At 64.6% G+C, this 14,819-nt stretch carries 14 protein-coding genes; 9 read left to right on the forward strand and 5 right to left on the reverse strand.

All coding sequences use genetic code 11. The features are described 5' to 3' along the window. Positions 1-71: 71 nt before the first annotated feature. The 4 genes from ACOQOU_RS02410 to ACOQOU_RS02425 all read left to right on the forward strand — a co-directional run bounded on the left by ACOQOU_RS02410 (position 72) and on the right by ACOQOU_RS02425 (position 4,466). On the forward strand, positions 72-1,673 hold the full coding sequence (locus tag ACOQOU_RS02410) for a xanthine/uracil/vitamin C permease (protein ID WP_109767620.1): 1,602 nt from the start codon (positions 72-74) through the stop codon (positions 1,671-1,673). A gap of 63 nt (positions 1,674-1,736) precedes the next feature. Then, positions 1,737-3,038, forward strand: coding sequence for a guanine deaminase (guaD, locus tag ACOQOU_RS02415; protein WP_306025876.1), 1,302 nt, complete (start codon positions 1,737-1,739; stop codon positions 3,036-3,038). After that, positions 3,035-3,475 carry a GlcG/HbpS family heme-binding protein gene (locus ACOQOU_RS02420; RefSeq protein ID WP_109767621.1) on the forward strand — a complete coding sequence of 147 codons (441 nt, stop codon included), beginning with the start codon at positions 3,035-3,037 and terminating at the stop codon, positions 3,473-3,475. Before guaD ends, ACOQOU_RS02420 begins: the two co-directional genes overlap by 4 nt. A gap of 118 nt (positions 3,476-3,593) precedes the next feature. Next, on the forward strand, positions 3,594-4,466 hold the full coding sequence (locus ACOQOU_RS02425; protein WP_109767622.1) for a bifunctional allantoicase/(S)-ureidoglycine aminohydrolase: 873 nt from the start codon (positions 3,594-3,596) through the stop codon (positions 4,464-4,466). Here the strand turns inward: ACOQOU_RS02425 and bhcR are convergent. Then, positions 4,447-5,271, reverse strand: a complete 825-nt coding sequence (gene bhcR / locus ACOQOU_RS02430) for an HTH-type transcriptional regulator BhcR (protein ID WP_196780433.1) — start codon at positions 5,269-5,271, stop codon at positions 4,447-4,449. The two genes, ACOQOU_RS02425 and bhcR, sit on opposite strands and share 20 nt — an antisense overlap. 187 nt (positions 5,272-5,458) lie before the next feature. Here bhcR and bhcA point away from each other — a divergent pair, with 187 nt between their 5' ends. From bhcA to bhcD, 4 genes are all read left to right on the forward strand, one after another. After that, the gene (bhcA, locus tag ACOQOU_RS02435; RefSeq protein WP_306025877.1) at positions 5,459-6,649 is read left to right on the forward strand and encodes an L-aspartate--glyoxylate aminotransferase BhcA; all 1,191 of its coding nucleotides are present in this window, start codon (positions 5,459-5,461) and stop codon (positions 6,647-6,649) included. Further along, positions 6,649-7,614, forward strand: coding sequence for a beta-hydroxyaspartate dehydratase BhcB (bhcB, locus tag ACOQOU_RS02440; protein WP_109767625.1), 966 nt, complete (start codon positions 6,649-6,651; stop codon positions 7,612-7,614). The genes bhcA and bhcB overlap by 1 nt, the downstream gene beginning before the upstream one ends. Before the next feature lie 14 nt (positions 7,615-7,628). Beyond that, positions 7,629-8,792: a 3-hydroxy-D-aspartate aldolase BhcC gene (bhcC, locus tag ACOQOU_RS02445; RefSeq protein WP_109767626.1), complete on the forward strand. Its 1,164-nt coding sequence runs from the start codon at positions 7,629-7,631 to the stop codon at positions 8,790-8,792. A 111-nt stretch (positions 8,793-8,903) separates the two neighbouring features. Continuing rightward, the gene (bhcD, locus tag ACOQOU_RS02450) at positions 8,904-9,869 is read left to right on the forward strand and encodes an iminosuccinate reductase BhcD (protein WP_109767716.1); all 966 of its coding nucleotides are present in this window, start codon (positions 8,904-8,906) and stop codon (positions 9,867-9,869) included. A 134-nt stretch (positions 9,870-10,003) separates the two neighbouring features. Here bhcD and ACOQOU_RS02455 read toward each other — a convergent pair whose 3' ends face one another. Genes ACOQOU_RS02455 through puuE form a run of 3 tightly spaced genes read right to left on the reverse strand, consistent with a single transcriptional unit; the run spans position 10,004 to position 13,386 of the window. After that, positions 10,004-11,440 carry a uracil-xanthine permease family protein gene (locus tag ACOQOU_RS02455; RefSeq protein WP_109767627.1) on the reverse strand — a complete coding sequence of 479 codons (1,437 nt, stop codon included), beginning with the start codon at positions 11,438-11,440 and terminating at the stop codon, positions 10,004-10,006. A gap of 48 nt (positions 11,441-11,488) precedes the next feature. Further along, positions 11,489-11,977, reverse strand: a complete 489-nt coding sequence (locus tag ACOQOU_RS02460; RefSeq protein WP_109767628.1) for an ureidoglycolate lyase — start codon at positions 11,975-11,977, stop codon at positions 11,489-11,491. After that, positions 11,974-13,386 carry an allantoinase PuuE gene (gene puuE / locus ACOQOU_RS02465; protein ID WP_306025878.1) on the reverse strand — a complete coding sequence of 471 codons (1,413 nt, stop codon included), beginning with the start codon at positions 13,384-13,386 and terminating at the stop codon, positions 11,974-11,976. Before puuE ends, ACOQOU_RS02460 begins: the two co-directional genes overlap by 4 nt. Positions 13,387-13,531: 145 nt before the next feature. Here puuE and uraH point away from each other — a divergent pair, with 145 nt between their 5' ends. Further along, positions 13,532-13,885, forward strand: a complete 354-nt coding sequence (gene uraH / locus ACOQOU_RS02470; RefSeq protein ID WP_109767630.1) for a hydroxyisourate hydrolase — start codon at positions 13,532-13,534, stop codon at positions 13,883-13,885. A gap of 1 nt (position 13,886) precedes the next feature. Here uraH and ACOQOU_RS02475 read toward each other — a convergent pair whose 3' ends face one another. Beyond that, positions 13,887-14,789: a LysR family transcriptional regulator gene (locus ACOQOU_RS02475; protein ID WP_109767631.1), complete on the reverse strand. Its 903-nt coding sequence runs from the start codon at positions 14,787-14,789 to the stop codon at positions 13,887-13,889. Between the last annotated feature and the right edge of the window lie 30 nt (positions 14,790-14,819).

Consider the following 14,819-nt stretch of genomic DNA (forward strand, 5'->3'; position numbering starts at 1 on the left):
CGCGTACCGGGCCAAAAAGAAGGGCACCGGCTCGCGCGCTCACCATTCTGAAACGGGGAGGGAGCCCTGCAATGTCACAGGACAGCTACAATTACCGATTGTTCGCCAGAAGCGATTTCAGCGCCTTTTGGGCGCTGTTCACGGACAACCTCGTCAATCTGATGGTGCTTTCGGCCATCTGCCAGTTTGTCTTCCAGATGCCCGCCGAGATCGTCTACGGGCGGATCGTGCCCGGCGCGGCGATCGCCATTCTGGCGGGCGTGGCCGTCTACGCGCTGATGGCCAGATGGGCTGCGCAAAAGCATGGGCGCGACGTCACCGCCCTGCCCTACGGCATCTCCACGCCGGTCATGTTCGTCTATCTGTTCGGCGTGATCGGGCCGATCTACTGGGCCACACAGGATGCCATGCTCGCCTGGCAGGTCGGCATCGGCGCCGGCTTCATGGGCGGCATCGTCGCCGCGCTCGGTGCGCTCATCGGTCCGTTTCTCAAACGCATCACGCCGCGAGCAGGCATGCTCGGCACGCTGTGCGGCATCGCCCTTGTCTTCATCGGCTCGGTGCCCCTGACGCAGATCTTCGAAAACCCGATCGTCGGATTCACCGCGCTGGTGATCATCCTGTGGGGTCTGGTCGGCCGTTTCCAACTGCCCGGCAACCTGCCGGCGGGCCTCGTCGCCATCGCCGCCGGAACGGTGATCGCCATCGTTCTGGGCCAATCCAGGCTGGAGCTCGACAGCGTCGGCTTCTATCCGCCGCTGCCCTATGTCGGCGACCTGATCGCCGGCATCCAATATCTGTTCGCCAATCCGGAACTGTTCCTCGTGCTGGTGCCGGTACAGATCTACAATTTCATCGAGACGATGAACAATGTGGAGAGCGCCGAGGCCGCCGGCGACGAATATCCCGTCGCGGTCTGCCAGGTGACGGACGGCGCCGGCACAATGATCGGCGCGGTGTTCGGATCGCCCTTTCCGACCACCGTCTATATCGGTCATCCCGCCTACAAGCGGCTGGAGGCCCATGCCGGCTACATCATCGGTGTCGGCGGCGTGATCGCCTTTGCGGCCTTCTTCGGCTTCCTTGCCTTCCTGAACGGTCTGATCCCGATCGCCGCAGCGGCACCGATCCTCGTCTTCGTTGCGATCAGCCTGATCACCAACACGGCCATGGCGATCAAGCCGGCGCACATGGCGGCCGTGACGATCGCCATCCTGCCGCACATATCCAGCTTCCTGGTCACCAAATGGGGCTCGCTCGCCAATGCGCTCAGAAGCAGCGGCGTGGAGGGAATGCCCGCGCTCGGCAGCCCGGAACTGACCGCCGCACTCCTGATGGAAGGCGCCCACTATGAAGGCCACCTGGCGCTGTCGCAGGGCGCGATCATCACCGGGCTGGTCTGGGGCGCGATCGTCGCCTCGATCATCGACGGACGGTTCCGCACCGCCGGGGGCTTCGCGATCGCCGCCGCCATCATGTCGTCGATCGGGATCGTCCATGCGGCCAGCCTGCAGATGCCGCAGCTCGACGGGATCACCATCGGCTATCTGATAACCGGCGCCTTCCTGCTGCTTTATCCGGCCATCGCGCCAAAAGAGGATCTGGATCACCGGATCATCGTCCCCGACGAGCCCGATTTCCTCGACACCGACGCCCCGTCGGGCAGGGCCTGAAGAGGATCGGGGCGGCGGCGCCGCCCCGGCCACCCCTCTCGAGCCATGAAAGATACCCCGACCATGACAGACAGGCTCCTGCGCGGCCGCCTCCTGACCTTTCACCGCGCGCCGGCGGATCAAAACGACACCGACGCCTTCACCTATCATGAGGACGGTGCCATCCTAGTCCGCGAAGGGGTGATCGCCGCGTCGGGAACCTTCGACGCAGTCGCGCCGACCGCGCCCTGCGCCGATATCGTCGATCACCGGCCGCACCTGATGACGGCCGGCTTCATCGACGCGCATATCCATTTCCCACAGGCGCAGATCGTTGCCTCCTGGGGCGCGCAGCTTCTGGACTGGCTGAACGGCTATGTGTTTCCCGAAGAGGCGCGGTTTGGCGATGAGAGCCATGCGCAGGCGATCGCGACCCGGTTTTTCGACGTGCTGACCGAGCACGGCACGACCACCGCCGCGGCCTTCTGCTCCGTTCATGCCGCCTCCGCCGACGCCTATTTCGCCGAGGCCGAGCGCCGCAACATGCGCATGATCGGCGGCAAGGTGATGATGGACCGCAACGCGCCGGACACTCTGCGCGATACGCCGCAATCGGGCTATGACGACACCAAGGCGCTGATCGAGCGCTGGCATGGCAGGGGCCGTGCCGGCTATGCCATCTCACCGCGCTTTGCGATCACTTCGTCGCCGCAGCAGCTCGAAATGGCCGGTGCGCTCGCAACCGAACATCCCGATTGTCACATCCAGACGCACCTGTCGGAGAACCGCGAAGAGATCGCCTTCGCCGCCTCGCTTTATCCCGAAGCCTCGGACTATCTGAACATCTATGAGCGTTACGGCCTTCTGGGCGGCAAGATGCTGCTCGGCCACTGCATTCATCTTGAAGAGCGCGAGGTCCAATACCTTGCCGAGACAGGCGCACATCCGGTCTTCTGCCCCACCTCCAACCTGTTCCTGGGGTCGGGCTGCTTCGATCACGCACGGCTGGACAAAGCAGGCATCCAAAGCGCCATCGCCACCGACATCGGCGCCGGTACCAGCTATTCGATGCTCCAGACGCTGAACGAGGGCTACAAGGTCCTCCAGCTCCAGTCGCAGAGCCTGCACGCCATGCGCGGCTTCCACTGGATGACGCGCGGCAATGCCGAAGTGCTCGGCCTCGCCGACAGGATCGGCACGCTCGATGAAGGCACCGAGGCCGACATCGTCGTGCTCGACGCCCGCGCGACGCCCGCCATGGCGCTGCGCATGGATCGCGTCGAGACCCTGGCCGAGGAGCTTTTCGTTCTGCTCGTGATGGGCGATGACCGCGCAGTGGCACAGACATACATAGCGGGCGAACCGCACAAGGAGACCAGACGATGATGACGATCCGGCGCCTCGATTCGCGCGATGCCGACATCTTGATCGAGGGCGCTCAGGCGCGCGCCGAGACCATAGGCGTGCCCATGTGCATAGCCGTCACCGACGAAGCCGGACAGTTGATCGCCTTCCGGCGCATGGATGGCGGCAAGGTCACCTCGACGACGATCGCGATCGACAAGGCCTTCACGGCGGCCGGCGCCCGAAAGGCAACCCATGAATATGGGCAGGCGAGCCAGCCCGGCGCACCGGCCTACGGCATCGCCTCGGCGATCGGCGGCCGGCTGATGGTGGTCGGTGGCGGCCTGCCCGTCATGCTCGACGACGAACCCCTCGGCGGGATCGGCGTCAGTTCGGGAACACCGGACCAGGATCGCGATGTGGCGCAGGCGGGGCTCGATGCGTTCAACGCGCACCTCACGCGCCTTTCGTCCGGTTGACGAAATGGGTCCCGACGCACATGACGGACACGAGCGGCGCTGGCCGTACCGAAGCCCGGCATGTGCAGAACGGTGAAGATGCCTTGCAAGACCCTTTGAGCAGCAGTGAGACACATTCATGAGCGGCAATTACTTCGCGCCATCGGGCGGCCATCCGCCGCAAACGCAATTGCTGACCGATCGCGCCGTGTTCACCGAGGCCTATGCGGTCATTCCCAAGGGCACGATGCGCGACATCGTCACCAGCTTCCTGCCCTTCTGGGACAAGACGCGCCTGTGGGTGCTGTCGCGTCCGCTGACCGGCTTTGCCGAGACATTCTCGCAATACATCATGGAGGTCGCGCCCGGCGGCGGCTCCGACCGGCCGGAAACCGATCCGGGCGCCGAAGGCGTGATCTTCGTCGTCGAGGGCGAAGGCGCCATCACGATCGAGGACGCCACGCACGATCTGCGGCCGGGCAGCTATGTCTACATCCCGCCTGCGGCGAAGTGGACGCTGCGGAACCAGAGCGACGCGCTGTTCAAGTTCCACTGGATTCGCAAGGCATATGAGGCGGTGGACGGCCTGCCTCTGCCCGAGGCCATTATCGCCCATGAAGCCGATATCGTTCCGGCGCCGATGCCCGGTACCGATGGCAAGTGGACGACGACCCGGTTCGTCGATCCGGCCGATATGCGGCACGACATGCATGTCACCATCGTCACCTTCGAGCCCGGCGCCGTCATTCCGTTTGCCGAAACCCATGTCATGGAGCACGGGCTCTACGTGCTGGAGGGCAAGGCCGTCTACCGGCTCAATCAGGACTGGGTCGAGGTCGAGGCGGGCGACTATATGTGGCTGCGCGCCTTTTGCCCGCAGGCCTGCTACGCCGGCGGGCCGGGCCGGTTCCGCTATCTGCTCTACAAGGACGTCAACCGCCACATGGCGCTCAGGCCCGCATCGGCGACCGGCGCGGCGCCCTCGGCAGACTTCAGGAACGCGGCCGAATAGTCCCGCCGATCGCCATCGTCAGTTCCGCCGCCGCCGCGATCACCGGCGCGGCAAACCGCTCCACGTCGTCGGCGCCGATCCGGGCCGTCGGTCCTGATACGGACAGGCCGGCGACCGCTTCGCCGTGAATGTCGAACACCGGGGCCGCAATGCACCGCATGCCGGGATTTTTCTCCTCATCGTCAAAGGAATAGCCGCGCTCCCGTATCCGGCCGAGATCCGCACGCAGTTCATCGGGTGCCGACAGAGTCTTTGCCGTGAACGCTTCGAGCGCCCCGTCCAATATCGCTTCGAGGCGCTCGGGCGCCATTTCCGCGAGCAGCGCCTTGCCGATGCCGGACGCGTGAAGCGGCGACAGCGTGCCCGGCGGAAAGAACGCCCGGATGCTGGCGTGCGTCTCCACCTGGCTGACGAACAGCACCGACCGGTTTTGAACGATACCCAGATTGGCCGTTTCGCCCGTCGCTTCCATCAGCCGGCGCAGGATCGGCCGCGCCCTGTCGACCAGCTGCGTGCGTCGCAGAAAGCGCGCGCCTATGACGAACGCCCGCGCGCCCACATGCCATGACTGGTCGCCCGGATCGAATTCGGCAAGCCCCCTTCCCTCCAGGGTCACGAGCACGCGGTAGACGGTCGCCGGCGACTGCCCAGTTTCAGAGGCCAGTTCCGTCAGCGACAGGCCCTGGTTCTCGCTGAGAAACTCGAACACCTCCATTGCCCGGTCCAGCGACTTGATCGTGTTCTGGGCGGTCTTGTCGTTCCAGTCGCGCGGACGCCCGCGAGCCCGTCGCGATGGCGCTGACATCCCGCTATCCTGCGAATCCATGGCATGCCTCTTCCACGACGCGAATTATCACTTCACCATATGAAAAACATAACACTCTGACAACGCTAGAGATTTCCAGTTTCTCCATTTATGAAAAATATTTTCAAAAAAATTTCCTTCTCCCGAAGCATCCGGTAGATTGTCTGGACGCTGCAAGGAGGCCGCCATGAGCCTGCAAAATCCGGTTTTCATTCCGGGGCCTACAAACATCCCCGAAAGCCTGCGCAAGGCATGCGACATGCCGACGATCGACCACCGCTCGCCGCTGTTCGGCGAGATTCTGAATCCCGCGCGCGATGGCGTCCGGAAGATCCTGAAGTCGGCCGACGCCGACATCTTCATCTTCCCGTCGACGGGAACGGGCGGCTGGGAGACCGCTCTGACCAACACGCTCAGCCCCGGCGACACGGTGCTGGCGGCCCGCAACGGCATGTTCAGCCACCGCTGGATCGACATGTGCCAGCGCCACGGTCTCAAAGTCGAGATCGTCGAGACGGCCTGGGGCGAAGGCCTGCCCGCCGAGCGCTATGCCGACATCCTCAAGCGCGACAAGAGCCATTCCATCAAGGCGGTCCTTGCGACCCACAATGAGACCGCCACCGGCGTCCGCTCGGACATCGCCGCGGTCCGCCGGGCGCTCGACGATGCGGGACATCCCGCGATCCTGTTCGTCGATGGCGTCAGTTCGATCGCCTCGATGGACTTCCGGTTCGACGAATGGGGCGTCGATGTTGCCGTCGCCGGATCGCAGAAAGGCTTCATGCTGCCCGCCGGCCTCGCCATCGTCGGCTTCAGCGAAAAGGCCATGGCCGCCACCAAGACGGCCACCCTGCCGCGCACCTTCTTCGACGTCCATGACATGGCCCTGAGCTATGAGAAGAGCGCCTATCCCTATACGCCGGCCGTCGGCCTCCTGAACGGCCTGAACCAGGCCTGCGGCATGCTGCTGGCCGAGGGTCTGGACAGCGTCTTTGCGCGCCATCACCGCATCGCCGAGGGCGTGCGCGCCGCTGTTGCCGCCTGGGGGCTGAAGCTGTGCGCCGCGACGCCGGACGTCTATTCGGACACGGTCTCGGCGATCCGCACGCCGGAGGGTTTCAACGCGACCGACATCGTTACCCATGCCGCGCAGACCTACGGGGTCGCGTTCGGCGTCGGCCTTGGCGAGGTCGCCGGCAAGGTGTTCCGGATCGGCCATCTCGGCAGCCTGACCGACGTCATGACGCTGTCAGGCATTGCCACGGCCGAAATGTGCATGGCCGATCTGGGCCTCGACATTGAGCTTGGCTCGGGCGTTGCCGCCGCGCAGGACTATTATCGCGCCCACCCCTCCGTCACACGAAAGGCCGCCGCCTGATGAAGGACAATTCGATGCAGGTTCCGGCCTATGAAGACATGCTTGCCGCCCATGAAAGGATCAAGCCGCATATCCGGCGCACACCGGTGCGCACGTCGGACTATCTGAACGAACTGACCGGCGCCGAACTGTTCTTCAAATGCGAGAATTTTCAGGAGCCGGGTGCCTTCAAGGTGCGCGGCGCCACCAATGCCGTGTTCGGCCTTGACGACGAACAGGCCCAAAAGGGCGTCGCCACCCATTCGTCCGGCAACCATGCCTCGTGCCTGAGCTATGCGGCGATGCTGCGCGGCATTCCGTGTAACGTGGTCATGCCGCGCACGGCACCGCAGGCCAAGAAGGACACGGTGCGCCGCTATGGCGGCAAGATCACCGAATGCGAGCCGTCCACCACGTCGCGCGAGGAAACGTTCGCCACGGTGCAGGCACAAACCGGCGGCGATTTCGTGCATCCCTACAACGACCCGCGCGTGATCGCCGGCCAGGGCACCTGTTCGAAGGAATTCATGGAGCAGACCGACGGCCTCGATATCGTCGTTGCGCCGATCGGCGGCGGCGGCATGATCTCCGGCACCTGCCTGACGCTGTCGACGCTTGCGCCCGAAACGCAGATCATCGCGGCCGAACCCGAGCAGGCCGATGACGCCTATCGCAGCTTCAAGGCCGGCCACATCATCGCCGACGACGCACCCGTGACCATCGCCGACGGCCTCAAAGTGCCGCTCAAGGAACTGACCTGGCATTTCGTCTCCAACCATGTCTCGGACATACTGACGGCATCCGAGCAGGAGATCGTCGACGCCATGAAGATCACCTGGAAGCATCTGCGGATCGTCATGGAGCCCAGCTCAGCGGTGCCGCTCGCCACAATCCTGAAGAACCGCGACCGGTTCGCCGGCAAGCGGGTCGGCATCATCGTCACCGGCGGCAATGTCGATCTCGACACGCTGCCCTGGATCAATTGAAGGGAGAGACTGTCATGAACGCGCCTGTCAACATCAACGAGCTCGATGTGGGCTTCGACGTGCCCGCGGTTCCCGGCATGGATGAGGCCGACATCCAGACGCCGTGTCTCGTGCTCGACCTCGACGCCCTGGAACGCAACATCAGGAAGATGGGCGATTACGCCAAGGCGCATGGCATGCGCCATCGCGTGCACGGCAAGATGCACAAATCCGTCGACGTGGCCAAGCTGCAGGAAGAACTCGGCGGCGCCGTGGGCGTGTGCTGCCAGAAGGTCTCCGAAGCCGAAGTCTTCGCGCGCGGCGGCATCAAGGACGTGCTCGTTTCAAACCAGGTGCGTGATCCAAGGAAGATCGATCGTCTGGCGCAACTGCCCAAACTCGGCGCGCGGACCATTGTCTGCGTCGACGACATTGGCAATGTCGCCGATCTGTCAGCGGCGGCCCAAAAGCACGGCACGACCATCGAGTGTCTGGTCGAGATCGACTGCGGCGCCGGCCGCTGCGGCGTGACGACGACGCCGGAAGTGGTCGCGATCGCCAAGGCGATCGATGCCGCGCCGAACCTCAAATTCGCGGGCATCCAGGCCTATCAGGGCGCCATGCAGCACATTGACGGCTATGAGGACCGCAAGGCCAAGACCGACATCGCCATCGACATGGTCCGGGATGCGGTCGCCGGGCTGAAGACCGAGGGCCTTGAGTGCGACATCGTCGGCGGTGGCGGTACGGGATCGTACTATTTCGAGAGCAATTCGGGCGTCTACAACGAGTTGCAGTGCGGCTCCTACGCCTTCATGGACGCTGATTATGGCCGCATCCTCGACAAGGACGGCAAGCGCATCGACGATGGCGAATGGGAGAATGCGCTGTTTCTTTTGACCTCGGTCATGAGTCACGCCAAGGCCGAAAAGGCGATCTGCGACGCCGGCCTGAAAGCACAATCGGTCGATAGCGGACTGCCCTTCATCTACGGCCGCGACGATGTCGAATACGTCAAATGCTCCGACGAGCATGGCGTGATTTCGGACCCGGGCGGCGTTCTTGCGATCAACGAAAAGCTCAAGCTGGTCCCCGGCCATTGCGATCCGACCTGTAACGTCCATGACTGGTATGTCGGCGTCCGCAACGGCAAGGTCGAAGCGCTCTGGCCGGTCTCGGCACGCGGCAAGGCATACTGACCCCGAAAGACCAAAGCCCGGCCCGGAGGCGGGCCGGTTACAGCGCCCGTGTGCCCGCCGCGCAGCCGGCCAATGCACACGGGCGTATCCGACACCGACCAGGAGAGACCGATGCTGATCGTCCCCGAACGCGAAATCGCCGACCTGATGACGCGGCAGGCCGCCTTTGACGCCGTCGAAAAGGTCTTCGCCGCCATGGCGACGGGCGATGCCTACAATTTCCCTGTCGTGCGCGAGGCCATTGGCCATGTCGACGCGCTCTACGGTTTCAAGGGCGGTTTCGACCGTGCCGGCATGACGCTGGGCCTGAAGGCCGGCGGATACTGGCCGCAAAACCTCGAGCGCCACGGCATCATCAACCACCAGTCGACGGTGTTCCTGTTCGATCCCGATACGGGCCGCGTTTCGGCGATGGTCGGCGGCAATCTCCTGACCGCGTTGCGCACCGCTGCCGCCTCGTCCGTGTCGATCAAGCATCTCGCCCGCGACGATGCCAAGGTGATCGGCATGATCGGCGCCGGCCACCAGGCCACTTTCCAGCTTCGCGCCGCGCTTGAGCAGCGCGCCTTCGAAAAGGTCATTGGCTGGAACCTTCACCCCGAAATGCTGCCCAACATCGAAAAGGTCGCCGGTGAAGCCGGTCTGCCGTTCGAGGCGGTCGAACTGGACGGCATGGCGCAAGCCGACGTGATCATTTCAATCACCTCGTCCTTCGATGCGATCCTGAAGGCCGACCAGGTTTCCGCCGGCTGTCATCTGGCCTGCATGGGCACCGACACCAAGGGCAAACAGGAGGTCGAACCGCAGCTTCTGGCCCGCGCCAGCGTTTATACCGACGAGGTGGCGCAATCGGTTTCCATCGGAGAGGCACAGCACGCGGTCGCCGAGGGCCTGATATCGGAAAGCGATGTCGGCCAGATCGGCGCGGTGATCAACGGCACCGATCCGGGCCGTTCGTCCGACGACCAGATCACGCTGTTCGACGGCACCGGCGTCGGACTTCAGGACCTTGCCGTGGCCGCCGCCGTCGTGGAACTGGCGGTCGAAAAAGGCATCGCCATCGAGGTCGATTTCTAGGTCACGATCACACTGCTCATATCGCGCCTGCCGCGATCGCAAAAAAGAGAAGCGCTCCCCGGACTGTCCGGGGAGCGCCTGTCATTCGGGGTCGAGGCCCGCCGCCGGTTTGGCGGGACCTCGGGTCGGCGCCCTCAGCCGCCATCCCGGCGCAAAGAGCCCTGGCCGTTCCCGGACAGGCCCCCGGACACTTCCTCGGTTGCCTCGTCCGACAATTCCTCCGGCAGAACCAAGTTCAGGACGATTGCGATCGAGGCGGCCGGCAAGAGACCGGAGACCATCAGGACCCGCAGCCAGTCGGGCAGGTACTGCACGGCGCCCGGTTCGAGTTGAAGGCCAAGGCCGATCGACAGCGCCACGGCGAAGATCACCATGTTGCGCCGGTTCCAGGTCACGTCGGACAGCATCGAGATGCCGGCGGCCACGACCATGCCGAACATCACTATCACGCCGCCGCCCAGAACCTCGATCGGGATGGTGCGGATCAACCCGCCCACCTTCGGCACCAGCCCGCAGACAATCAGGAAAAGCGCGCCGAACGTCACGACATGGCGGCTCATCACCCCGGTCATCGCGATCAGGCCCACATTCTGACTGAACGAGGTGTTCGGAAACCCGCCGAAGACGCCGGCGATGGCGGTGCCGAAACCGTCGGCATAGGTCGCGCCCTCGATTTCGCGGTCGGTCGCTTCGCGGCCCGCGCCGCCCTTGGTGATCCCCGAGACGTCGCCCACGGTCTCCACGGCCGAAACGAACGCCATCAGGCAAAAGCCGACGATCGCGGCAACCGAGAACTCGAACCCGTATTTGAACGGCTGCGGCAGGGCGAAGGCGGCGGCGCTCGACCAGGAACTGGAAATCGCGGCAAGGCTCAGCATGTCGGTGAAGACCAGCGCGTACACATAGCCGGCGATCAGGCCGATCAGGACGGCGGAAACCGACAGCATGCCGCGCGCGAAGAATTTCAGCGCCAGCGTCACCACGATGACGATCAGCGCAACGATCCAGTTGCCCAGGCTGCCATATTCCGGTGTGCCGATCGCCGGGACGCCCCCCGCGGCATATTGAATGCCGACGCGCACCAGCGCCAGGCCGATCATGGTGACGACGAGGCCGGTGACGAGCGGCGGCAGCGCAAAGCGGATCTTGCCGATGAACGCGCCGAGAAACGCGTGGAAAAGACCGCCGACAATCACCCCGGTGAAGAGCGCGGCCAAGGCATCGACGCCCTGCCCCGCGACCAGCGGGATCATGATCGGCAGAAAGGCAAACGAGGTGCCCTGAACGATCGGCAGCGCTGCGCCGACCGGACCGATGGTGATCGTCTGCAACAGCGTTGCGAGGCCGGCGAACAGCATCGACATTTGAATGAGATAGAGCAACTCCGGAAAGTCCGGGCTGTCGGAGCCGAAACCGAAGCCGGCAGCCCCCGCAACGATGATCGCCGGCGTCACATTGGAAACGAACATCGCCAGCACATGCTGGATTCCGAGCGGAACGGCTTGATACAGCGCCGGTGTATAGTTGGGATCGCGGAGCTGCTCCGGGGTCCCGATCGTTGCGTCTGCCATTTTGGTCCTCTCCCTCCTCCAGACCAAGCGCCGCCGCTTGCCGCGCGGCTACCCGGCCAACACCCGATAGGGCGTTTCGAACCGGTGTTCCTCCAGATTGGAGCCCTCGCCGATCCTGTCGATGACAGCGAAGAGCCCGGGTTCGGCCAATGGCGTCAGCACGCCATGCCATGTGCCACGGTGAAAATTGATCCCCTGCCCGGGCGCCGTCAGGAAGGCACGTGGCCGTCCGGGCTTTCCCGCTTCGTCCGGCGCGACGATGACAAGGAACGGATCGAGGCTCATCGGCACGAATGCCTGGCTGCCGAGCGGATGCCGCTCCACCATGTCCAGCATCAGCGGCAGCGACCGCGGCTCGGCCTGAAACAGGCTGACGCCGGCGCGCCCGTCGGCGAAATCGAGCCGGGCACGGTCATGAAAGCGGCCGCAGAGCCCCTGATTGATCATCCGGTCGGGCGCACCCTCGGTGTCCAACACGTCGCCGAAGGGCGCAAAGGCGGCCCTGGAGAGCGGCTCGACCCTGATCGCGCGAGTCATGCCGCGAACCTGTCCTTCAAACGCAGTTCGGCGATCCGCTCAACCTGGCGGCAGGCCTCGGCGAGTTCCGTTCGGCGGTCATTGCCGATCCGGCGGCGGAATGCGTCCATGATCGATGCCTTGCTGTTGTCCCGCACCGCGATGATGAACGGAAAGCCGAACCTGGCCGTATAGGCGTCGTTGAGTTCGGTGAATGTAGCGCGCTCCGCGTCGGTCAGGCAATCGAGCCCGACCGAAGCCTGCTCGGCCGTCGATTCGGTGGTCAATCGCCTGGCCTGTGCCAGTTTGCCGGCGAGGTCGGGATGTGCGGTCAGGACGCCGAGACGGGCGTCCTCTGGCGCCGAGCGGAAAATGCGCGCCAGCGCCGCGTGAACGCCAGCGGCGGTGTCGTGCGTGGGGCCGAGTTCAAGCGCGTGCGCGGCTTCGGCGATCCATGGCGAATGCTCGAAGACCCCGCCGAACTCGGACACGAATGTGTCGCGATCCATGTCCGACGGACGAACCCGCGCAACCGGCGGATGGGTTCTGGCCCAGTGCTCGGCGATCTGCAGCCGCGTTGCGAACCACACACCGTCATGGCTGCGGAAATGGGCGAGCGCCCGCTGAAGGGCGGCGGCACGGCTGGGCCGCCCGATCAGTCGGCAATGCAGGCCGATCGACAGCATTTTGGGTGCACCCGCCCGGCCTTCTTCATACAGCGTGTCGAACGCGTCCTTCAGCATCGTCTCGAAATCGGCGCCCGTGGCGAAGCCCGCCTGGATCGCAAAGCGCATATCGTTGCAGTCCATCGTGTAGGGCACGATCAGCTGGTCTTTCTCGCCAACGCGAACCCAATATGGAAGATCGTCGGCATAACTGTCTGCGATGTAGGCGAAATCGCCCTTCTCCGAGACGAGTTCGACCGTGTTGGCGGAGCAGCGGCCCGTATACCAGCCGCGCGGCGGCGTACCGGTCACCTCGGTATGAAGGCGGATCGCCTCGCCGATCTGCGCGCGCTCCTCGTCGGCCGGCATGTCCTTGTGCTCGACCCATTTGAGCCCGTGGCTGGCAATCTCCCAGCCGGCCTCCTTCATCGCCGCAACCTGCTCGGGCGCGCGGGCCAGCGCGCTGGCCACGCCGAAGACGGTTACCGGCACATCCTTCAGCAGTCGATGGACCCGCCAGAACCCGGCGCGGGCGCCATATTCATAGAGCGACTCCATGTTCCAGTGCCGCTGGCCGGGCCAGGGCTCGGCGCCCGTGATCTCCGACAGGAACGCCTCTGACGCCGGATCGCCATGCAGGACGCAGTTCTCGCCGCCCTCTTCATAATTGAGCACGATCTGCACGGCGATCCTTGCGCCGTTCGGCCAGTTGGCCGCTGGCGGCATCGCGCCGTAACCGGTCATGTCACGCGGATAACGTCGCATGATGGGCCCTCCCAAGCGATGCAACCATACATCAAGACAATCGCCCGATTATTCAAATAAATCTTGAAACTGCCTCTGCCCGGCGGCGCGTTACGGCAGGCCATCCGCCGACGCTATAACGCGCCTTGTTCGCGGAGGACCGATCATGGCCGGATTTCTGACAACCCATGTGCTGGACACTGCGCGCGGCTGCCCGGCGCAAGGGCTGCGCATCGATCTCTACAGGATCGACGGCGAGACGCGCACCCATCTGAAAACGCTGGTGACGAACGATGACGGGCGCACGGACGAACAGATCCTGCCCGAAAACGCGTTCGCGACCGGCGTTTACGAGCTGGTCTTCCACGCCGGCGCCTATCTCGATGCGGCCGGCACGCCGCCGGAAGAGCCGCGCTTTCTCGATGTCGTGCCGCTGCGCTTCGGCATGTCGGACGCCGCGCACTATCATGTTCCGCTGCTGCTTTCGCCGTTCGGCTACTCCACCTATCGCGGAAGCTGAGCTACCGGACCGACGCGCCGATCCGCTCGATCATGAATTCCATGAACAGCCGCGTCTTGGGGTCCTGCCGGCGGCGGTGGGTGAAAAGACACGCCATCTGGATCGGTTCGGGCGGCGTTTCGGTGGCGACCGGCACCAGCCGCCCGTCCCTGAGATGGTCCGCCACCTCGAAAATCGGCTTGAGTGCGATCCCATGGCCGGCCAGCGCCCAGTCGGTCAGCACGTCGCCATCGTCGGACTCGTAGCGCCCGGCGACGCGGAACCGCTTCACCCCGTCCGGCGTCACCAGTGGCCACTGGAATTCCGTTGCGCCGGGAAAACGAAGATTGAGGCACTCATGGCCATCGGCAACGAGTTGGTCGCCCCGCGCCGGCAGCCCTCGCGCCGCGATGTAGTCCGGTGACGCGCACAGCACGCGCTCCACATCGGCGATCTTGCGGATGCGCAGATTGCTGTCCTCCGGCTGGCCGAGGAAGAAGGCCAGATCCAGCCCTTCCGTCGTCAGGTCGACCTTTCGGTCGGTCAGGCGCAGACGGACGCTGACCTCCGGATAGGCTTTCAGGAACTCGGGCACCCGCGGCGCGATCAGCCGCCGCCCGACACCGAGCGGCGCGGCGACGAACAGCGATCCCTTGGGATTGTCCGTTATCGAGACAACCTGCGCCTCGGCGCTCTCCACCGCCTCCAAAATCGCACAAGCACCGCCGTAAAACGCCCTGCCCTGCTCGGTCGGGGTCAGGCTGCGCGTTGTGCGCTGGAACAGGCGGACGCTCAGATGGTCCTCGAGCTGCGATATGCGCGACGAAGTGACGGCCGGCGAAATCCGCAGATCCCGCCCCGCTGCCGACATGCTGCCCAATTCATAGACACGCACGAAGGTCCGGATTGTGTCGAGATAGGACATTGTTCGGCAATTTTTGATGCAGCTTGGCTT

It is taken from the genome of Oceaniradius stylonematis (assembly GCF_965223445.1).
Classification (GTDB): domain Bacteria; phylum Pseudomonadota; class Alphaproteobacteria; order Rhizobiales; family Rhizobiaceae; genus Roseitalea; species Roseitalea stylonematis.